General features: G+C 52.2%; 20 protein-coding genes, 1 riboswitch and 1 other annotated feature. Of the genes, 5 read left to right on the top strand and 15 right to left on the bottom strand.

What is annotated here, in order from left to right:
- Positions 1-225: 225 nt before the first annotated feature.
- Both CAFE_RS12725 and CAFE_RS12720 read right to left on the bottom strand, forming a co-directional pair.
- Positions 226-1,062 (bottom strand): GNAT family N-acetyltransferase, encoded by an 837-nt coding sequence (locus tag CAFE_RS12725; protein ID WP_156990876.1) that lies wholly within the window; start codon positions 1,060-1,062, stop codon positions 226-228.
- An 87-nt stretch (positions 1,063-1,149) separates the two neighbouring features.
- Complete coding sequence (locus CAFE_RS12720) at positions 1,150-3,210, bottom strand: ArnT family glycosyltransferase (RefSeq protein ID WP_166525138.1); 2,061 nt, start codon at positions 3,208-3,210, stop codon at positions 1,150-1,152.
- A 190-nt stretch (positions 3,211-3,400) separates the two neighbouring features.
- Here CAFE_RS12720 and CAFE_RS12715 point away from each other — a divergent pair, with 190 nt between their 5' ends.
- Together CAFE_RS12715 and CAFE_RS12710 are read left to right on the top strand one after the other, a co-directional pair.
- On the top strand, positions 3,401-3,940 hold the full coding sequence (locus tag CAFE_RS12715) for a DUF6512 family protein (protein ID WP_156990874.1): 540 nt from the start codon (positions 3,401-3,403) through the stop codon (positions 3,938-3,940).
- Entirely contained in the window at positions 3,927-4,070 is a 144-nt protein-coding gene (locus CAFE_RS12710) for a hypothetical protein (RefSeq protein ID WP_156990873.1), read from the top strand. Before CAFE_RS12715 ends, CAFE_RS12710 begins: the two co-directional genes overlap by 14 nt.
- 694 nt (positions 4,071-4,764) lie before the next feature.
- On the opposite strand, the gene CAFE_RS12705 is transcribed toward CAFE_RS12710, so the two are convergent.
- Complete coding sequence (locus CAFE_RS12705) at positions 4,765-5,952, bottom strand: aminotransferase-like domain-containing protein (protein ID WP_066648303.1); 1,188 nt, start codon at positions 5,950-5,952, stop codon at positions 4,765-4,767.
- Between the two features lie 47 nt (positions 5,953-5,999).
- Positions 6,000-6,243 (bottom strand) — a binding site (T-box leader).
- A gap of 301 nt (positions 6,244-6,544) precedes the next feature.
- A riboswitch (Fluoride riboswitch) is annotated at positions 6,545-6,606 on the top strand.
- A gap of 43 nt (positions 6,607-6,649) precedes the next feature.
- Between CAFE_RS12705 and crcB the strand changes: the two genes are divergently transcribed.
- Genes crcB through CAFE_RS12690 form a run of 3 tightly spaced genes read left to right on the top strand, consistent with a single transcriptional unit; the run spans position 6,650 to position 8,395 of the window.
- A complete protein-coding gene (gene crcB / locus CAFE_RS12700) occupies positions 6,650-7,027 on the top strand; it encodes a fluoride efflux transporter CrcB (RefSeq protein ID WP_066648101.1) in 378 nt (125 codons plus the stop codon).
- A 45-nt stretch (positions 7,028-7,072) separates the two neighbouring features.
- Positions 7,073-7,903, top strand: coding sequence for a C39 family peptidase (locus CAFE_RS12695; protein ID WP_166525137.1), 831 nt, complete (start codon positions 7,073-7,075; stop codon positions 7,901-7,903).
- A 39-nt stretch (positions 7,904-7,942) separates the two neighbouring features.
- Complete coding sequence (locus CAFE_RS12690) at positions 7,943-8,395, top strand: 2-thiouracil desulfurase family protein (protein WP_066648104.1); 453 nt, start codon at positions 7,943-7,945, stop codon at positions 8,393-8,395.
- Positions 8,396-8,432: 37 nt separating this feature from the next.
- On the opposite strand, the gene CAFE_RS12685 is transcribed toward CAFE_RS12690, so the two are convergent.
- The 12 genes from CAFE_RS12685 to CAFE_RS12630 form a co-directional block, all read right to left on the bottom strand.
- A complete protein-coding gene (locus CAFE_RS12685; RefSeq protein WP_330593989.1) occupies positions 8,433-9,191 on the bottom strand; it encodes an ABC transporter permease in 759 nt (252 codons plus the stop codon).
- The gene (locus tag CAFE_RS12680) at positions 9,188-9,988 is read right to left on the bottom strand and encodes an ABC transporter ATP-binding protein (RefSeq protein WP_156990872.1); all 801 of its coding nucleotides are present in this window, start codon (positions 9,986-9,988) and stop codon (positions 9,188-9,190) included. Before CAFE_RS12680 ends, CAFE_RS12685 begins: the two co-directional genes overlap by 4 nt.
- Positions 9,978-10,970: an ABC transporter substrate-binding protein gene (locus CAFE_RS12675; protein WP_156990871.1), complete on the bottom strand. Its 993-nt coding sequence runs from the start codon at positions 10,968-10,970 to the stop codon at positions 9,978-9,980. Before CAFE_RS12675 ends, CAFE_RS12680 begins: the two co-directional genes overlap by 11 nt.
- Complete coding sequence (locus CAFE_RS12670) at positions 10,954-11,553, bottom strand: UbiX family flavin prenyltransferase (RefSeq protein WP_156990870.1); 600 nt, start codon at positions 11,551-11,553, stop codon at positions 10,954-10,956. The genes CAFE_RS12675 and CAFE_RS12670 overlap by 17 nt, the downstream gene beginning before the upstream one ends.
- Before the next feature lie 12 nt (positions 11,554-11,565).
- Positions 11,566-12,435, bottom strand: a complete 870-nt coding sequence (locus CAFE_RS12665; protein WP_066648120.1) for a UbiA-like polyprenyltransferase — start codon at positions 12,433-12,435, stop codon at positions 11,566-11,568.
- Positions 12,422-14,116: a menaquinone biosynthesis decarboxylase gene (locus CAFE_RS12660; RefSeq protein ID WP_233452807.1), complete on the bottom strand. Its 1,695-nt coding sequence runs from the start codon at positions 14,114-14,116 to the stop codon at positions 12,422-12,424. Before CAFE_RS12660 ends, CAFE_RS12665 begins: the two co-directional genes overlap by 14 nt.
- 15 nt (positions 14,117-14,131) lie before the next feature.
- Positions 14,132-15,175, bottom strand: coding sequence for an FAD:protein FMN transferase (locus CAFE_RS12655; protein WP_330593988.1), 1,044 nt, complete (start codon positions 15,173-15,175; stop codon positions 14,132-14,134).
- Positions 15,176-15,242: 67 nt separating this feature from the next.
- Positions 15,243-16,313 carry a hypothetical protein gene (locus CAFE_RS12650; protein ID WP_066648131.1) on the bottom strand — a complete coding sequence of 357 codons (1,071 nt, stop codon included), beginning with the start codon at positions 16,311-16,313 and terminating at the stop codon, positions 15,243-15,245.
- A 34-nt stretch (positions 16,314-16,347) separates the two neighbouring features.
- Positions 16,348-16,905, bottom strand: coding sequence for a Gx transporter family protein (locus tag CAFE_RS12645; RefSeq protein WP_228725116.1), 558 nt, complete (start codon positions 16,903-16,905; stop codon positions 16,348-16,350).
- Positions 16,906-16,913: 8 nt separating this feature from the next.
- Positions 16,914-17,303, bottom strand: coding sequence for a NusG domain II-containing protein (locus CAFE_RS12640; RefSeq protein WP_066648133.1), 390 nt, complete (start codon positions 17,301-17,303; stop codon positions 16,914-16,916).
- A 74-nt stretch (positions 17,304-17,377) separates the two neighbouring features.
- Positions 17,378-18,397 carry a polyprenyl synthetase family protein gene (locus CAFE_RS12635; protein ID WP_156990868.1) on the bottom strand — a complete coding sequence of 340 codons (1,020 nt, stop codon included), beginning with the start codon at positions 18,395-18,397 and terminating at the stop codon, positions 17,378-17,380.
- Positions 18,390-20,438, bottom strand: coding sequence for an NAD(P)/FAD-dependent oxidoreductase (locus CAFE_RS12630; protein ID WP_156990867.1), 2,049 nt, complete (start codon positions 20,436-20,438; stop codon positions 18,390-18,392). The genes CAFE_RS12635 and CAFE_RS12630 overlap by 8 nt, the downstream gene beginning before the upstream one ends.
- Positions 20,439-20,796 lie beyond the last annotated feature (358 nt).

Here is a 20,796-nt window from a genome sequence, read left to right as displayed (position 1 = left end):
TCATTCAATTCGTCAATATCTATTTCTTAAAATAATCCTCCTTCATTTTTGGTCGTATTATACAAATCAGTGCGCAGCGCAAAGAGAAAATCAAGCTAAATGATCCCGTATTCCTGAGGAATGTTTTATTTGAAGTTACATTCTCAGCAGAAATCCGTCAAATTCAGAAACGTCATACACATCCGGCATCTCCGGAATATTTCCCGTTTCCGGGACAAATCGCAATTACTTTGCCAAGGATTGCTTTTCCCGTTTTCCCTTAATCATCATATACTCGCCTAATTCCCGAAACCCGATTTTCCGGTAGATGCGCCCGGCCAGAGGATTATCATAAAAAAGGCACACAAACTGTTTTCCTTCGCTGAAAAGCTCGCCGCAAAGCTTGCTGACAAGACTGCCCGCGAGGCCCCTGCGCCTAAGATCCGGCAAAGTCGCGACGCCGATGATCATCGCGGATCTGGAATTTTCCGCAGATGAGGAAGCCGCCGCAACCAGTCGCCCGTTTTGAAACGCTCCCCAACAGCGCCCGCCGGTGGAAAGGTTGATTTTCAGCTCCTCCGCCGCTTTTTTCTCTCTTCCGGCATATGTGGACTGAAATTCCTCAATTTGTAAGTACAGGCGAACAAGCTCGGCCGCATCATCCGGTTTCAGGCGGCGCAGAGAGAAATCATCGGGCGCGGGAAACATACTTTGCATCCCGTTCAGCCTCGCCATGTAAGTCTTCTGGCCTGTTCGGTCCGGAAAAAAGGGCAGCAGCTTTTCCAGAAGGATGCTTTTGCCGCTGACAATATTGACTGCGCGGCGTGTTAAAAAATCCGCAGCGCAGGCCGCGTCATAGCCATCCCGCCTGCTGTAAAGGAGATAGCTTTCAAGGTACCGGAGCAACAAAAAATCCCATCCGTCCGGGCCGTCCTTGACAAATACTTCAACCTTATCCCCTTCCAGTCCGAAACGCTCCACATCGCCAAAGATAAACAGGTTCATTTCCGGTTCCTCTTGAATGTACGCAAATACCTGTTCGCGGTCGAAATCGGTCAGCTTTCTTAAATCATGATTTCCCATGGAAACATCAGTCCCAAACCAAATATTTATCCGTCACAGGATATTGTGTTCTATCTTACCCTCTTTTTCCTTTGCAGTCAATCAGTCTTATTTGCCGAAGCGATACAAAGTGAAACTGATTTCACCGATTTTACTGACTCCTCCGTATTCGGAAGCATCGACTTTCTCCGCGTTCGCCGTCACATAGGAAACAATCTCCGAACCGCTCCCCATTCCGCCGGAATCAGAAACGATAAAATAGGTTACCTTGCCCTCGCTGACAAGCGCTTTGAACTGATCCAGCGTCATTGCCTGATCTGTTCCCAGAAAACCGCCGTAAGCAACTGCGGGTAGCCCGGTATCCGCGATGATCTGATCGACTTCATTCGAACTTTGCCCCATAACCAGAAAGCTGCCCTCCTTGTAATTCTCGACCAGATATTTTTCCAGAGCCACAGTATTGCTGTCGCTTGAAACAAACGCATGCTGATTCGCCGTCATTCCCAACGTATCCATACCGGATTTCAGCTCAGGGCCGGCATAAGGCATGGTAATATTTGGGCTGACGTACAGCGTCGCGGTCAGCGACCAGTAAAACGGACCCGACATCATGGAAATCAGCGCGCATACCGCCGCAAGCCGCAAGGCGGTTTCTTTTTTCGGGCGGGCAAGAAAACCCGCCATGAGTCCGAGCGCGAGGAGTCCGAATCCCACGATCAGCGGGAGCAAGCAGGAACGAAGCTCCGCATAGCTCCACACATAACAGGCGGCAACCGCATCGGTGACGGCAACACAAGCGGGAAAAATCCATTGCTTCCAGCCCTCCCTGCCGCGAAAGGCGCGGTACATTCTCGGAAATCCGATTCCCATCAGTCCCGCGATCCCGGGTGCCAGCATGCAGAGATAATACCGGTGAAAGAACGAAGCAAAGCTGAAAAATATCGCCATGACTGCCAGCCAGGAGACCCAGAACAGGAAAACCCCTTGTTTTAACGTCATCTTTTTCAAAGAAAATCTATGAAAGCAAGCAAGGATGCCAAACAAGACCGGCAAAATCATCCACGAGGCCTGCCCATACATACTGCTTTGCCACAGCCGAAGAAAACCCGCGGTGCCGATGTCGTTTCCCGTGCCGCCCATTGTCCGCATACCGTCGCCGAATCCCATGCCGTCGCTCCGGTTATTCTGTCCGCCGGGTGCGCCCCCGTTCTGAGCAGTTTGCCCTCCGCCGGCCCGGCGGTTTCCCCGAGAAAATCCGTCGGAATTGCCATTCGGTTGATTTTGTGCGCCCGGGTTCCGGAACCCGCCGCGATTTCCGCCAAAGCTGCCGCCGCCCGTTCCTCCCCCCTGCCTGCTGACGCGTTCCATACCGTTATGCCCTACAATCAGCTCCATTTCCGTGTTATTGGTGGAGCTGCCGACATAAGGCCGGCTGGAAGCGGGAGTCAGGTCCACAGCGGCCACCCACGCAAAAGAGACAGCCGCCATAATCACCGTCGCGACCGCGCCGGCGAGCAAACGCTTCCACACCCTGCCTACGGCGCACAAAAGATAGACCAGCACCACAGCCGGAATCACCATGTATGCCTGAAGCATCTTGACGTTGAAGCCGACCCCCACCATCGCGCCGGAAAAAAACAAATAGCGCCATTTTGAAGTTTCGATCGATTTAAAAAGAAACCATGCCGCGATCAACAGCACAAGAATCAGCTGCATATCCATTGTATTGTTTCGGGAAGCCACCACAACGGCCGGAGTCAAAGCGAAAACAAGCGCCGAGAGAAGTCCGGCGGGGCGGCCGAAATATTTAGCCGTCAGGAGATCCATCATTACGCTCGAGGCCGCGCCCGCCAGCGCCTGCGGCAGCAGCATGACCCAGCCGTGATAACCGAACACCAGAACGAACAGGCACTGAACCCACAGCGCAAGCGGGGGTTTGTCGACCGATACCATTCCGGCAGGGTCAAACGATACATAGAAAAAATTATGCCAGCTTTGCATCATGCTTTTGATTGCCGCGGCATAATACGCGTTCCCGTAGCCTATCTGGGAAATCGCGTAAAAATTAAGTCCGAACGAAAGCAGAGCGATCCCGGTCAACAGGATCCTATACCAATGTGATTTTATTCTGTTTTGGAGCGGATGATGAATACCGGGTATCGCTTTCATGGCTTTCCCCCAAAGAATGATGATACGGCCAGTGTAAGCGAGGGATGTTGACTCAAAATGAACCCAGTATAAAAGTTGCATGAGGAAAGCGGGCAGAAACGCGTAAAAGCACTTCTACCCGCTTTCCTGATTCCCATCCTAACCCGGTAAGCTTCTTCATATATATAAAATCGAAAAGGAGAGTGATTGAATGGGACGGGAATTCCTGTATTGGGAAATCACGGGTTTTATCGTAACGGTTGTTCTTGGAACCCTGCTTCATTTTGCCTATCAGTGGTCTGGAAAAAGCAAAATTGTCGGCTTATTCGCCCCTGTAAATGAAAGCACCTGGGAACATCTGAAACTGCTTTTTGTACCGATGACCCTGTTCACGGCTGCGGAGTATTTTCCTGTTGGCTGGGAAAAAGAAAACTTTATCGCCGCAAAGGCCGTCGGGATTCTGATCGGCATGTTCACGATACTCGTGATTTTTTATACTTACACCGGAATTTCAGGGAAAAATTATCTTTGGGCCGATATTGTAACCTTTATCCTAGGGGTTGCGGCCGCTTTTGGGTACGCCTGGTTTAAAATGGACAAAACTCCGGATCCCATCAAAGACTCCAATCTGATTGGTCTGACATTGATTCTGGTTATCGTCTTCTGCTTTGCCTGTTTTACTTTTGACCCGCCCCGGATTGCTTTGTTTCGGGACCCGGTGTCGGGGCGATATGGGATTGCCGACCCTTAAACAGAAGTTAATGAGGATCGCTGTCGCGAAAAAAGCAGACGCGATTCCTTCCGGATCGCTTCGCACGCGGCGGAGCCATATCCGCGTGCTCAACAAGCTGGCGGGCATTGCCGGCGCTTTCGGGGTATGAGGACGCCGATGGATACAGCCGAGAACACCGCGGGCAAGTCCGGTTAATTTTGTGTTTCCTCTGGCTGACTCAGGCGACGAGGATCGTTTCACAAAGGACCGGGTTCAGATTGCCAGACTGAAAATAAATCTCTTTCATATTCCATATGACTTAATTCCCCATCAATCAAATTTCATATCTATGATATTGGAAAATAGTATAAAAATATTATAAAATCAGTAATTATTTACATTATTTTATTTTATTGTAATTCGTTTTACCAAAATTGTCATATTTTACTCTTCCCGCATAGTATAAAACACAATCTCCCAAAGGAGTGATTAAATCATGTGCTGGAATTGTTGGTATCACCGCTGCGGCTGGCGCGGATGCAGAAGATGGCCCTGCCGCCGTTTCTGGTGGTAATAAATATATAAGCAGAGGAGCAGATCTTCGTGATCTGCTCCTCCCGTCTTTTCAGCCCCCGGAATTACTAACAGGCCTATTTCACTGATTTTTTACAGATATCTCAATCTTTCTTAACAACCGCTTCACGATTCGTCCATAAGTTTCCCTTATACTGTTTTACATAGAAGAGAAGAACCAAAGACCACAAGCCCCTCGAAAGAGGTTTTTCGATATAGCCTTTTCAATACAACTCCTCCCCCTAAACAGCCGCCTGTCAGGCGGCTGTTTTTTCTTTGGAAAAAGGCTGTTATCGGGAGGCCGTCATCTCACGCATTGCGTCCCCAAGGCACCGGATTCCCTTTTCGATCACATTCGCATCCGAATTGGTGTAGCTCATCCGGAACGTATTCACATTGCGTTCGCCGACATAGAACGGATCTCCCGGAACAAAGGCGACATTCTTTTCCGCCGCGATTTTGTTCAGCTCCACCGCGGACATTCCCTCCGGCAGCGTCACCCACATAAACATTCCGCCCTCCGGATCGGTAAAGCTAACGTCCTGCGGAAAATAGCGGCGCGCCATTTCCACCATACAGTTTTTACGCTCCTGATACATCGTGCGGATTTTTTCTATGTGCGCGTCCAGGTCATTGTCCTGAAGATACTGGCAAACCACCCGCTCGGCAAAATAGTCCGAGTGAATATCGGCCGCCTGCTTTGCCGCGACAAGGTATTTCATGATTTCAGGCTTCGCGCAGACCCAACCCAGCCGAATGGCGGGAGATATAATTTTTGAAAACGTGCCAAGCATGATGACATCCTCCCCCAGAAAGGACTTCATGCACGGCATTTCGCTGCCCGCGAAACGGAGCTCCCCGTATGGATCATCTTCCACAAAGATCGTTCCGCTCTTTTTCATCAGCTCCGCAACGCGTTTTCTATTTTGTTCGGAATAAGTCAGACCCGAAGGATTCTGAAAATTCGGCACGGCGTAAAACAGCTTTGGGCTGCAGCTTTTCAGAATTTCCTCCAGCACGTCCGTGTCCGCTCCGTCCTTCCTCAGCGGAACCGCGTGATAGTTTGGCTGATAAATATTGAACGCCTGAATCGCGCCAAGGTAACCCGGACGTTCAATCAGCAAATCGTCCCCCTTGTTGAGAAACAGCTTTGCGAGCAGATCAAGTCCCTGCTGGGAGCCCGTCGTCATCAAGATATCCGCCGGATCAACCGTGATTCCGAACCGCTTTTGGTAGCGCGCGGCAATCAGTTCGCGCAGGGGCGGGTATCCCTCCGCGGTACTGTACTGAAGCGCGCCCGCACCATCCTCGCTCAGGACCTTTTGGGCCGCCTCCGAAATTTCGCGAACGGGAAAGGATGCCGGATTCGGCAGCCCGCCCCCGAATGAAATCAGGTCCTTTCTGGCGGTTGCCCTTAAAATATCCGAAATAAAGGGATTAATAGCGTTTTCCATTCGGTCTGCTAAGCGAAGATTCATGTTTTCAGCCTCCATTACTGTTTTTGTATACAAAAAAGCCTTCATCCCAATAGGACGAAGGCTTACTTCGCGGTACCACCTATAATTGCGCTGCCGTGCGCACACTCTTTCCGCACCGAAAGATGCGGTGTCCCTGATAACGGCGAAACTCCCGGTGAAAACTACGGCGCAAACACGCTTTCGAATCACGGCTCCGGGGTTACTTTCCGCGGCTGAGGCTGGGATTTTCACCGGCCATCCCCTCTCTGAATCCACAGTGCTCCGCGTACTCTTCCCTTTCTCTGCCTTTTTCCGATTCATTTTTGTAAAGTTTAATTCATTCGCGTTTATTTGTCAAGAAAATTCCGCATAAGCCGGCAAACTCATTATTTTGTAAAGCGCTTTTCCAAAAAATGCTCCGTAGAATCCTGGTCGTATTCAAAAAAGGAATGTCCGATTAAAATATAAAAATCCCGCCTCTCCCTGTTTCCGATGGAGAAAACCGGCGAATTTTTCGTCAACTGATACGAAGAAAAAAGGAAACATGCTGTTCTTTCGCGGATTTTGTATCTTTACAAATTGTGTGAAATCAGGTATGATTTTATCAATCGCAGTAAATACCGGTGATGAGGCTCACCGTAATCGCATCTTAATGCTGACGGCTTCTGCTTTAAGTTTTAGAGCAAGAGCTGTTATTTTTTTTGAAAGGCGGTATTCTATGAAGGCTAGCCGGTTTCTGATTGTAGGGATGGGGGGCTTTTTCGGCGCGGCCCTGCGGTACCTGATCTCCTGCATGGCCGTCAAATTGTGGGGAGAATTTCCTCTTGGCACGCTGATTGTCAACCTTGCCGGCGGTTTTCTGATGGGGTTTATCATGGAAGCCGCGGCCGGTTCCTGGTCTTTGCCGGATGAGATGAAGATTTTTCTGACTACCGGCATGATGGGAGGACTGACCACCTTCTCCACCTTCAGCTACGAAACAGTATCTCTCTTCTCCAACGACAGCTACTGGCTGGGCGGCCTGAACGTCGGTTTAAACCTTTCCCTCGCCCTGCTGGCCTGCTGGGCCGGAAAATCCGTTGCACAGATGATTTGAATTATTTACTCCGCCACTGAGAATAACAGAAATGGAGCGATGTTTTTGGCGAAGGATCATAAGCGCGGACCCGCGCGTTGGAAGCTGTTCTTTGCTGTTCTGATCTTGTTTTGCGCGGCAGCCGCATGTATTTTTACGTTCCACGGAAAATTACTGAACGGAAAAGCGGCGGAAAAACCGCTTTCCTCCAGCTCGGCGGCCTCGGTCCCGGTCAAAAAAGAGGCAAGCAGCCAACAGCCTGCGAAAGACGAAACGAAGCATCTGGTCAGCGTACCCTTCATCAGCCAGGAAGAAAAGCTGCCTTCCGGCTGCGAGCTGATCAGTTCTATGATGCTGCTGAAATACTACGGTCAAACCACCACGGCGGACGAAATCATGCGCCGCACCCCGAAATCCACCCTGCTTGCCGCCGACGGGAACGTATACGGCATGAGCCCGAATCAGGCGTTTATCGGCAATCCGTATTCCCCCGACGGACTTGGGTGCTATTCTCCGGTTATCACCGCGGTGGTCGACTCCTACTTTTGGGACGCCGGAAAAATGGAAGCGGTCAATTTAACCGGAACCAGTCTGGACAAGCTGGCCAGAGATTATATTGCAAAGAATTCCCCCGTCATCGTATGGGCTACGGTCAATATGGAAAAGCCCGGTCAGGGACAAAGCTGGATTCTCGCGGACACAAACAAGTCTTTTCAATGGATTTCCGGGGAGCACTGCCTGGTGATGGTCGGATATGATCAGGAGAACTACTATTTCAACGATCCCGCCGACCCCACAGGGGTGAAAAGCTACAAAAAGTCTCTGGCGGAAGAGCGCTATCAGGATTTAGGGAAGCAGGCCGTCGCCGTGCGCCCCGTTTCATCCGTCACGGCATAGCGCTCATGCCGGTTTTTTTACAGGAAGCGAAGGGATACCATGAATCTGCTTGTAAGCGCCTGTCTTCTCGGAGTTCGCTGTCGTTACAGCGGCACCGGATGCCCGAATAACAACGTGTTCAAATTGGCGGAAAAGCATCATCTGATTCCGATTTGTCCGGAACAGCTCGGCGGCCTTTCGACGCCCCGCGACCCGGTGGAGCTGGTAAGCGGCCGAGCGGCAACGCGCGACGGCTCAGACCGCACGGAGCAGTTTCTGCGCGGCGCGGAAGAAGCCCTGCGCCTTGCCCGGCTGTACCGCTGCGGCGGCGCCGTTCTAAAATCCCGCAGCCCCTCCTGCGGATTCGGAAAAATCTACGACGGCACGTTCTCCGGAACCCTGACCGAAGGAAACGGGGTGACCGCCGAACAGCTGGCTAAGGCCGGACTCTTCCTTTGGAACGAGGAAAACTGCGGCGCAATTTCCGAATCGGCAGAAAACAATGAGGAATAAGACAGGGCGGCCGAAGCATTGCTTCGGCCGCCCTGTCTTATTCCTGCTGCTTTCGGCTCCACACACACAGTCGGTCGGACAAAAGATCGACGCCGGCGAGAAGAGCGAAACCAATGACGGAGATAACCAGAATTCCAAGGTACATGCCGGTATAATCGATTCTGGACCACGCGTCCAGAATATAATATCCCATTCCGTATTTTGTGCCGTATCCTTCGACAAAAAACAGAATGGAAAGCGCAGTCCCAAGGGAAATGCGGACGCTGGTCAAAAGCTCCGGCAGGATCGCAGGCAGCGCGACATGCCGTACGATTTGCGCGCGGGTGGCTCCCGCGCTGACGGTGACAAGATACATGACCGGGTCGATCTGACCGATACCGTCGCGCACGGACACAATGACCTGAAACACGATAATCAGAAAAATAATCGCGATTTTAGAGCCGTCGCGCATTCCCCACAACAGCATCGCAACCGGCAGCAGCGCCGTTTTCGGAATCGGATAGCTGAAATAAATCAGCGGATACAAAATTCTGTTCGCCCGGACGGAATAGCCCATCAGCATTCCGACGGGCACCCCGACCAGCAGGGAGAGCGCCAGTCCCGCCGCAATGCGCCATAAACTGTACAGAATGTGAATTCCGATCCGGTCGGCGATCAGGGTTCCGGAGTTCCGGTAAACATCGATCGGGTTGGGAATCACCGTGATATGGAACAGAAAATGTGCCGTGAGCCAGATCAGATTGATCAGCAGAAATCCTTCCAGAAAGGTTCTGCATCGCTTACGAAGCCGTTTCACTCGTCCTCCTCCTCATCCGGCCTGAGCCGGCCGCGCAGAAGCCGTCTGATTTGCCGGTACTCCGGCTGCCGGGGATCGGAAACGCCGAAAAAAGGATTTTCCGTTTTTAGCAGGATTTTTCCTTCTCTTTTCCCCATGACAAAGACGGAGTGGCCAAGATAAAGAGCTTCCTCAATACTGTGCGTCACCAGTATCGCCACGGCCGGGCGGCGTTTCCACAGACTCAGGAAAAGCTCGCGCGCGTCCTGCCGGGTGATCTCATCCAAAGCGGAAAACGGTTCGTCCATCAGCAGCAGATCCGGCCTGAGAATAAAAGCCCTTGCGACCGCGGCGCGCTGCGCCTGCCCGCCGCTCAGTTGAGTGGGGTACCGGTCCAAAAGCGGCATCAAATCAAGCGCCTGCCAGATTTCTCGGATTTCCTTCCGGCGTTCTTCCGTCACCGGTTCGCGGCGCAGGCGGAGCGGAAGCAGACAGTTGTCTCTCACAGTCTTCCAGGGGAGCAGGCCCAGATTTTGGGGAATCACCCCAATGCGGTGCGTTTTCGGGCTCAGGGGTTCCGGGTTTCCGTTTTCAAACACGGTCATCGTGCCGCTTTTGATTGGGACCGTCCCCGCGAGAGAGCCGATCAGGGTTGATTTTCCGCAGCCGGACGGGCCCAGAATCGCCAGCACCCGTTCCGATTCCATGCAAAAGGAAAGGTCCCGAACGACCGGGATGTTTGCCTTTTTGGTGCGGTAGCCGACACAGAGCCGGTCCACCGATAACACGCGGTTCCTCACGTCTTTTTCACGAGGCAACGTCGTCGATCATGCTGTCATAGCTTAAATCGGACTTGCACAATCCCTTGGCGCTTGCCCATTGAATTGCATCCTCCACGTCCTCTTTCGGCGGCAGCTTGCTCCGGCGAAATTTTTTGAGCTTTATTTTCCCGTTCATTTCCTTTGGATAACCGACCGCATCGATCACCGTACTCTCATATTCGCTCAGGTCAGTGCTGTTCATATAATCGACAGCCTCGTTATATGCCTGGTATAAATTCCGGATTGCCCGGCCCTCTTTTTCCAGCACTTTCCCCGTAAAGGCGGAAACAGCGGGATAAAGCCCGATGGTGTTCGCGCTGCTCAGTTCAACCGCGCCGTCGTCCAGCGCGAGCGTCGCGAACGGCTCCGGAAGAAGGACGAGGTCGATCTTATTGTTCCTCAGCAGCTCCAGCCGGTCCGGTATGCGGGAAACCACTTCCTTTTTGACATCCGCCGGCTGCATCTGATTTTTCTCCAGAATCCGGTCCAGTGCGTATTCAATCAGTGTGTTCTGAGAAATCGCAATACTCTTCCCCTTGATCTGACTGAGATTTTTGATCCCGGTATTTTTGCCGGCCAGCAGCAGATAATCTCCATCCGTAATCCCGGTAATTCTCACGTCAAGACCCGCGTTCCGGTACATGCAGACCCCGACATAATCCGTCAGCACGCCGTCGATTTCTCCGGCCTGCAAAGCCGCGTCGCGGTCCTTTGCGGACGTGAAAACCTGCAGATCCAGCGTAAACCCGTATTTTTCATCCAGCTTATTCCGGTTGATCAGCGCAAACGGAATCACATCCGAGGAAGACATCATGCCGAGCCGGATCACCGGCTTTTCCCCCTCGGAGGACGCCTTCGCAGATGAAGCTTGCGCGGATTGCCCGGACGAAGTCCCCGCGCCGCCGGACGAACACGCCGCCAGAGAAAACACCGCCGCAAAAGCCAGCAGGACCGCCAATCGTCTAATCTTTTTCTTCATTCTTTTCCTTCCCTTCCCAGCGCCGGTAACAGTCGTTCTGCAATCCAAGGCTGTCCATGGCTTTTCCGGCAACAAAATCGATCAGGTCATCCATGGACTGCGGGCGATTATAGAATCCCGGCATGGCCGGCAGAATCGTAACGCCCAGCTTGGACAGACGATAGAGATTTTTCAGATGAACCGGAGAAAGCGGCGTTTCCCGGGGAACCAGCACCAGCGGGCGTTTCTCCTTGATCATCACGTCCGCCGCACGGGTCAGCAGCGTTTCGGAAATTCCCGCGGAAATCTGCGCGGCGGCGGACATCGAACACGGGAGGATCAGCATGCCGTCGCATTGAAACGACCCGCTCGCGACGGGAGAAAACAGATTTTGGTTGTCTTCCTCGATGATTTTTGCCGGTCCCTGCCGCCACAGGAGCAGCCTTTCCTCCAATCTGACCCCCGTTTCATACTCCATCACCTGAGTCCCGTGTTCGGTGGCAATCAGATGCAGTTCCAGCTCCCGACGGCTCAAGGCATCTGCCAATCGCAGAAAATAAGCGCTTCCGCTCGCGCCCGTCAGACCGATGATCAGTTTTTTCATTTTCTCAGCCCCCTAAAAAAACGCGTCCAGAAGTCCGAAAAACAGCAATGTCAGGCTCACCAGCTGGTTTACGCTGTAGGAAGCGATGTTGACATGGGTCAGATTGTCCGGTGATACCATGCGGTATTCCGCGAGGAACAGGACCGTGATAATTCCCAGTCCAATATCATAGAATACGCCGAACTGCGGGGTCAGTATGCCAATCACGACCAGACAAAGCAGCGTCACGATATGAAACATCATGGCGATGAGAAGCGCGTATTTCACACCGAACGTCACAGGGATGGAATGCAGCCCGTTCGCTTTGTCAAATTCATAATCCTGCGACCCATAGATGATGTCGAAGCCGGCAACCCACAGCGTATTGGCGCATCCCATGACGAGGGGAATCAGCGAAAATTTTCCCGTAACCGCCAGCCACGCGCCGATCGGCGCGCAGGCGCAGGTAACGCCCAGAATTAAATGGCACAGAAAAGTAAACCGTTTGGTATAGGAATAGATAATCAGCAGAAACAGCGCGGCCGGAGAAAGCGCAAAGCACAGCCAGTTAAGCTGATAGGCCCCAAGCAGCATGAGAAAAAAGCAGAACGCGGTAAAGGCGACGACCTCGCCCTTTTTCATTTCTCCCTTTGGGATCTGCCGATTGGCCGTGCGTGGATTTCCGGCGTCGATTTTCGCGTCGATCACGCGATTGATCGCGTTCGCTCCCGTGCGCGCGCCGAGGAAACACACAACGATCCAGAACACCGTGGACAAGGAGGGCAGCCCTCTCGCGGCCAAAACCATGGAGACCAGAGCAAAGCTGAAGGAAAAAATAGTGTGAGAAAACATTACCAGCTTTCCGTAAGCCTTTATTTTTTCGGCGATTTTATGAAAAACCATACTCGTTCCACCTTTCATCCACCCGCTTTTTCATCTCTCCCGACATGACAATATCGTCGGGCCAGTCGCGGGTCTGCCCCTCTTCCCGCCATTTTTTCGTTGCGTCGATCCCGATTTTTTCCCGGAAAAGCACCAGATCCCTGCGCGCGTCGATATTGTTGAACACCTTCCAGAATACTTCGGACAGGTCGCGCGTATTGACCGTATCGTCCACCGCGATTAAAAACCGTTCGGGGCTGGTTTTCAGCTCCTGTTTCAACGTTTCACCGCCCTGAAACGGGCGCTCCTTGTGTATTGCCAGAACGCGGAAAGAGTCTTCCGGCGCCGGTGGATGGGGCAAATCGGAGGTCGCGTCAACGCCGAGCCGGCACCCGTACAAAGGTTTTGCCGAAGAATGGTCCAGCGCGTCAAGCGGACCGTCGCAGAAAACCAGCTGCTCCTTTCCGCGCACCGCGCTCAGCACGGCGCCGCGGACGGCGGAAAGATTCTGAACATCCACGGATTCATTTACCGCGATAATCAGCTTTGTGTACATCATCTGCCCCATGCCCCACAGGGCGTTCATTACCTTGTGGGCGGCGCCGGGGAAACGCGCCTTTACCGATACGATTGCACAGTTGTGAAAAACGCCTTCCAGCGGAAGATTGAGGTCGCAAAGTTCCGGGATCTGCATCCGCAGCAGCGGCAGAAAGATGCGTTCCGTCGCCTTCGCCAGAAAGCAGTCCTCCATCGGCGGCCTGCCCACCACGGTCGCGGGATAAACCGGATTTCTTCTGTGCGTCACGCAGGTGACGTGAAACTTCGGGTACATATCGGCCAGAGAATAATACCCCGTATGGTCCCCGAACGGACCTTCCCGGACAAGCTCCTCCCGCGGATCGACAAAACCCTCCAGCACGAATTCGGCATCCGCCGGTACGAAGAGGTCATTTGTAACACAGCGCACCATCCGAATCCGTTTCCGTCTCAGCCAACCGGCGAACATGATTTCATCGATCTCTTTCGGCAGCGGAGCGGTCGCGGCATAGGTAACGGCGGGGTCGCACCCCAGCGCGACGGAAACGGGCATTTTCTCGCCCGCCTCCAGATATCCGGAGAAATTCAGCCTGCCGTCCTTGTGCCGGTGCCAGTGCATGGCCGTGCTGGTTTTGTCCAGAACCTGCATCCGGTACATCCCCATATTCTGACGTCCGGTCTGCCGGTCCCTGGTGAATACAAGCGGGAGCGTAAAAAAGCGGCCGGCATCCTGCGGCCAGCATTTCAGAACCGGGAGCTTCGATAGGTCCGGTTCCCGTTCGACGACTTGCTGGCAAATTCCGCGCGACCTTAGATGCCGGGGAAAAACAGAAATCAGCCGCAGCAGACGCGGGATACTCCGGATTAAGCCGGCAACGGAACAGTATTCTGAAAAATCCAGGTATTCCTCAATCTGCTTTGCCACGTCTTCCAGGGAATCCGTGCCAAGGGCAAGCCCCATCCGCTTCATGCTGCCGAACGCGTTCATCAAAACCGGGCAGCACGAGCCCTCCGGATTCCGGAACAGCAGAGCCGGCCCGCCCGCCTTGCCGACGCGGTCCGCGATTTCCGTCATTTCAAGCACAGGCGAAACGGGGACTTCAATTTCCATCAATTCATTCTGTTCCCGAAGCAGCGCAATATAGCTTTGCAAATCAAGTCCCAACTTCGCACCCTCCGTTCAGGATTTCTCCAAGTCATGAAAATGGCTGCTGTATTGAATCCGCCCATCCGGCATCACCCAAAGCGCTTCCGTGCCGGAAAGGCTCTCGATATAGGTCATCCCCTGCGCCGGCGGCATATTGAACAGAGCGGTCGAAAGCGCGTCCGCGACACCCGAATCTCTGGTTATAATGGAAACCGATTTATAGTAAGCAGACGGCATCAGTGTTTTTGGGTCGATGATATGATGATAGTTCTTTCCGTTCACTGTGTAATACCGTTCATAAATTCCGCTTGTGACAAGGGACTGTTCCCGGAGCAGCACCGTGGTCAGGGATGTTTTTTCGGACCCGAGATCCGGGTTCTGTATTCCCACGTTCCAAAGCTCCTGGTGGATTCCCTTTTCTCCAATGGCCCTTACGTTCCCGCCGATGCTGAGCAGCGCGGAGGAATAACCGGCTTTTTCCGCCAGCTCGGCGACCTGCTCGGTGGCGTAGCCCTTTGCGACCGCGCCCACATCGAGGCTCATTTCGGGATCTTTGAGATAAACGGTCGAGGCTTTTTCATCGATGATCACCTGATTGATATCCGTGTGCTTTGAGGCTTCTTTCAGTTCTTCCATGGGCGGCAGCTGCGCGTGCTCCGGGTCGTTAATCCCGTCCTCCCGGTATTGGTGCCAGAGGCGCAGCACCGCCCCGAACGCCACGTTGCAGGAACCGTTGGTGGCCTCGTCCTCTTTTCTGGCCAGCTGCAAAAGGCCGATAATCCGCTTGTCGACCCTAACGGGTTTCTTCCCCGCGTTGTCGTTGATTGTCTTTAAGTTATTGATTCCCGGGTAATTGTTGTAAATGTCGTAAAGGTGGTCATATTCCTTTAAATTATTATAAATCAGGTTCGAAAAGTCTGTAAATTCTTCTTTGCTGTCCATATAAGCCACCAGCTCCGACTTCGTATCAAAAAGCTGGAGGAACTGGGCGTCGTACCGGGTTTTTTCGTTTTTCCCACAGCCCGGCGCAGACAGCGCGAACAGAAGGATCAGGAGAATCGCAGCCGCTTTTTTCACCAATTCCACACCTCAAAAAGATGGAGGCAGAACAAATCTGCCTCCTGAAAAGTTTAAAAGTTTTGAATTATTTCGCGTTCTTCGAAGCCTCTTCGATATTGGCAATGAAATCCGAAACGCCGAATGTGACAGAAGCGGTCAGCTCCTGATCGGTGGGTTCCCCGCTTTCATTCACCTTGATCCCCTTGACTTCGTCCACGGTCTTCCCTTTGACGTACTGCGCGAAGGAAGCGGCCTGCTGATACCATTCCTTGCCGATCTTGGAAGCCTTTTTCATCCCGTAGGATTCTTTCAGAGCATCCTTGGATTCCACTTCCTTGCTCAGGTCGGTTGTGATTTTGCCGGAAACGTCAAAGCTGACGGTCGGCTGAACCGCGTCGTTGACACAGCTTGTGATTTTACCGTCGGAGCCGAACGTCACCGCGCTGATCTGGGAAGAAGCTTCCGCTTTGCCTTCCTGATCCGCCGTTGCGTCCGCACTGCTGGACAGCGACGTCACGATGCCGAGGCCGAGCTTATCGTTCGCTTTCGCGCCAAGGTCCTGCGCGTTTGCGACAGCCTGTTCAATCGCATCGACAAAATCACCGATGGAAATTGTAACGGAAGAAGTCAGTTCCGGTCCGGTCGCGTGGCCCTCCGAATCGACCGCAATGCCTTTGATCTCCTCGACCGTCTTGCCTTTTACATAATCCGCAAATGCCTGTGCCTGTTCGTTCCAGTCCTTTTTGATTTTAGAAACTTTGCCAAGGCCGTAGTCCGCGCCAAGCTCATCTTTAGACTTCACCGCGGCGTCGGTTTTATCAAGAATTTTACCCTGATCGGAAAAATTGATCTTGGACTGAACCGCATCGATCACACATTTGACGATCTTTCCGCTGCCGTCCACCGTTACGGCGACAATGGTGGAATCACCTTCCGCCACGCCTTTTCCATCTTTGACCGCGGTGCTTTTCGCGACAGAAGAAATCACGGCAACGCCTGTTTTGACCGAACCGGCGGCCGTCGCCGAAGACGACGCGGGCGCGGAACTGTTCTGGGCGGAAGAAGCCGAAGAACTGGAGCCGGCGTTTGAACTGCAGCCCGTGAACGCGGTCACCGTAAGCGCTGCAGTCAGCAGGAATGAAATCGATTTTTTCATATTGTCCCTCCAAAAATAGTGTCTGGCCCATCTATTACTTCAAGCCCAGCCTTTTTAAAGCGGGCAGAGTAATCCTTAAAAGCGTGGACGTTGCGGCGCCGGCAATCAAACCGGATATCAGCAGGACGGGAAAATAAGTCCACAGCAGAAGATTGGTATATAAAAGCGATACCGCCGCGATCTGCCCCAGGTTATGCATCACAGCGCCCACAATGCTGATCATTAAATAGGATATTTTTTCTTTGAAAACCGCCATGCAGACAATCATTGCAAGAATAGAGAGAAGGCCTCCGCAAAAGCTTAAAAAAGCCGCGACCGCCCCCCGGGTCAAAAAGACAAACATCGATTTCAGCACCGCAAGGGTCAGGGCATCCTTCTTCTTTAAAAAAAACAGGGAATACATCACAACGATGTTGGAAAGCCCCAGTTTTATTCCCGGAACCGGCATAGGAATCGGAATCTGATATTCGACTACGGTCATTACCATCGCCGCGGCAAAAAGCAGCGCGGTAACAACCATTCTTCTGATGGAACCGGAATCCATCCAGCGATTGGCTTTTTGATCGGTTTGCCGTTTTTCCTGATTCAGCATAATCACACCTAACCAATCACAAGATCCGGGTCGTTTGCATTTCTGCCGTTTTTCGGTACGATTTTCAGAATGATCTGGTTTGGAAGACAGGCCGCGCTTTGACCGACTGTCCGCAGTCTGCCGGCCTTGATGCAGATTTTATCCGGACAGTTGGATTCCTCAAAGCAAATGCTTCCGTCGCTGAACTGATGAAACACCACATTTTTATTCTGCGGAATCGAGAACCTGCGGTCAACCCCTTTTGTAAGATCGACGGTTTCCACCAATTCGGATTTATAATAAATTTGGGCGACGGCCGCCGCGGTACCGTATTCCTGCTGATAAAACAGCCAGCCGCCGGCACAAAGAACCAAAACGGCTAAAAGAATGAAAAAATCCGTCTTTTTGATAAATTTCATATGAAACTCCGCATAAAACCGGCGGCCCCAAAACTAAGTATGCCCCGAAAGAACGCCGTCATCATGAGAACGGCTTATTTCTCCACAGGACCGCATGAAAGGGCTGCAAAAGATGAATGGGACTCCGGCTGCAATCCACGGAAAGCCTTGTCCAAAATGGATTTCAGCCTGTCCTTTTTTTTCTGAGCTGCGTCAAGAGATGCAAGAATTTTCAACGCTTTGTTATAATACTTTTCAGATATCCCGTGAGTATATTTTAAACCACCCTCGCATCGGACGGCGGAATCGATTTCCGAGTGGGTCAGGCAATGTTCCTCCGCTTTTTTCTTACAGGAAGCATCCTGATGAAATGTAAAAATCAACGGAAGAGTTACAACGCCCTGCTCATAATCCGACTGCACAGGCTTTTGGGCCAGCTGTTCGGGCGCTTCAAAATCGATGCAGTCGTCCGTCAGCTGAAAAATCATGCCGGCATACCTGCCGAGTTTTTTGTATTTTTTCAGTTCCTTCTTGGGCTGCCTGCTCACAAGCGCGCCGGCATAGAAAGACGCTTCAAACAAAGCGGCCGTTTTTCCGTCAATGATTCGCAGATACCGGCTCACGGTTAAGTCGAAATTAAAGTGGTTCTGCGTTTCGTACAGTTCCCCAAGACAGACACGCCCCATGTAATCAGGGAACTCAAGGTCCAGATAATCCTTCCGGTCTTCCACAAGCGATACCTGCCTCAGCGCAAGGCAGAATAAGTAGTCGCCGCAGACCACCGCCGTATGTTTCCCATATTTTTTCTGCAGCGTCACCGCCCCGCGGCGAAGGTCGGCTTCGTCGATCACATCGTCATGCACCAGAGTTGCGAGATGAAGAATTTCGACCGCCGCGGCAAGACGAACGGCATCCGGGGGAACAAAGCCTTCTCCGTTATCCGCGCAGGACAGTACGGAGAGCGCCCGAATAAACTTTCCGTGCGAACCGGACAGGTAACGCATGTATTCGCGCACGGAGGACGGTGAGCCGGACATCGCTGTTTCCATTTCCTGCCTGACGCGTTCCGCCGCGTCGTCGATTGGAATCAGTTCCACAGTATCTTGATTAATCATGGTAAATATAGTACTTTCTCGCAAATCCGACGTTTTTCCAATGCTTTTTCAGGTAGGGCATCGCATAGTAATCAAGTCCAAGGGTCCTTCCTCCGCCGATCAGCACCGCGACCGCCGCGAATATCATCCAGAACGTATTCAGGTACAATCCGGTGGTGCAGACAAACATCACTTGTAAAATCAGAGAGAAGCCGGAAGAAAGCGTCGTGAACAGCCCGCCGATCAGCGAAAGGCCGATCAGAATCTCGGCGATTACGATAAAGCCCTGCATAAAGATCTGAACGTTCTGGCTCGGCAGGATCACCTTGTCCACAAACCAGTTCATCAGCGGCACGTCCAGCTTGAACGCCAGGTCGCTAAAAGTCGACTGGGCAAGAGCCTTGCCGCTGACAAAGATCACCTGAAACAGGCCGAGGAAGTTGAAGTTGAGCAAAACCTGACCGACGGCTGACGCGGCCTGCCCCGCGGCATCGCCCGCCTGCACGGTCGCCGAAGAAACAGCGTCCGCCGCCTGTGATGCCAGGTTCATTACCGTCAGAACCGTGCCGTGCGCGGCGGCCGTCGTCGCGCTGCTCGTTGCATCCGGAGACGCCTGCCCGCCGTTCAAAATGGTCTGGTACCAGCTGTCAGCCCCGCCGAAAAAGCCGGAAAGCTGCGCGGAGGTCATCCAGCCCTCCACAACTTTCATGACGCCCTCAAAGAGCCATGCAAGGCCGAGCCAAACGCGAAGCGGAAGCAGAAGGAAGCTGGGTGTTTTATTGGAAAAGTGTCCTCCCAAAAAGCTGCGGTCATGGCGGATGGTAAAGAATTCATGTTTCAAATAGCTGAAAACCTTATTCCAGCCAAGCACCTGAATAAAATAAACCACATTGATGAAATGCTTGACAAACATGGCAAAGAAGGACGGCAGGTTCATTTGGCGGTTCTGCGTGCCGACCCGGGCCACGCCGTAGCGGCCGCCCACACTGACCATCACCCCGTGGAATTTCGGACGGTACGGGATCATTTCCCCTGTTCCCGTCATGGCGCAAACAAGATTGTTCGCCGCAACGCCGGAGCTCTGTTCGCAGTTTTCAACCAGCTGGGGAACAGGAGCCTGTTCCCCTTCCGGAGTATATAAAATATTATCCCCCACAACAAATACGCTGTCGTTGTCGACCGACCGAAGGTAACGGTCCGTTTCAATGCGCCCGCGCCTTGCCGATTTCAGCGTTTTACCGGCTTCCTCGGTAATCTGCGAGCTTTCAATCCCCGCAGTCCAAATCACCGTTCCCGCCGTCGCGCGGGTAACTTTTTCGCCGGTCTTATATTCAATAAAGCCTTCTCCAATGCTTACAACGCCCGTATTCATCATCAGCCCGACATGCATTTTTTGAAGGCGTCTTGCAATTTTATCCGAAAGCTTTTCCGGAAGATTCGGCACCGGGCGTGGCAGAACATCGACATTCCAGACTCTGACCTCGTCGCGGCCAATTTCAAATTTATCGCAGAGAACCGGAATATATTCCGCCAGCTCCCCAACCATTTCCACACCGGAGAAACCGGCGCCAACCACATAAAAAGTTAAAAGCCGGTTTTTCTCCGCCAAGTCGGTTTCGCGCGAAGCCATGCGGAAGCAGTCCTCAATATGATTTTTCAGACGCACCGCGTCATCGTAGGACCACAGCGTGTAAGCGTATTCCGCGGCGCCGTTCACACCGAAGAAAGTGGGTTTTGAGCCTGCCGCAAGCACAAGGAAATCGTAATCATAAGTTTCCACAGAGCCGCGAACCGTTTTTTTCTCAAAATCGATCTCCTGAACGGTATCCAGTTTAACGTCGACTTGTCTTCCGGCAAATACTTTTTTCAGACTGATTTTAATACTGTCTTCATCCACTCTGCCGGCAGCCACCTCGTGCAGCTCCGTGAGCATAGTATGGAATGGGTTCCTATCGATGATGGTGATTGAAACATCATCGAGTTTCTTCAGCTTTTTACCCAGTTTCTTAGCGGTAAGCAATCCCGAATAGCCGGCACCGACAACAACAATTTTTTTCCCCATAACGATCCTCTCTCAGAAAAAAGCGGTAACGAACATAAACAAAAAAGGGTCGGAGCTGCCTGATGAATTTGCTGTCCATATGAGAAAAAATTAACAAGGGAGAGCAGACAACATTCAGAGTACACCAAACAGATAGTAATTATATGATTCATCAAAAAAAAAGTCAAGGCAGAAAGAAAAGAGCGAATTTTACCTGACAAAATGATTTGTCTCAATTCCGCATGATAAAATTTAGGGAACCTCTGAACAAATGGCGCAGGAAGAGGAATTCAGAGAAAAGGGATTCAAGAGGCGTTCCAAACTGAATGATTACGTCGAATTTCAACGCTATACTCCTGAATTTATTTCCACTTTTGCG

Source organism: Caproicibacter fermentans, assembly GCF_009746625.1.
GTDB lineage: Bacteria > Bacillota > Clostridia > Oscillospirales > Acutalibacteraceae > Caproicibacter > Caproicibacter fermentans.
This window is presented reverse-complemented; position numbering and strand designations above follow the sequence as displayed.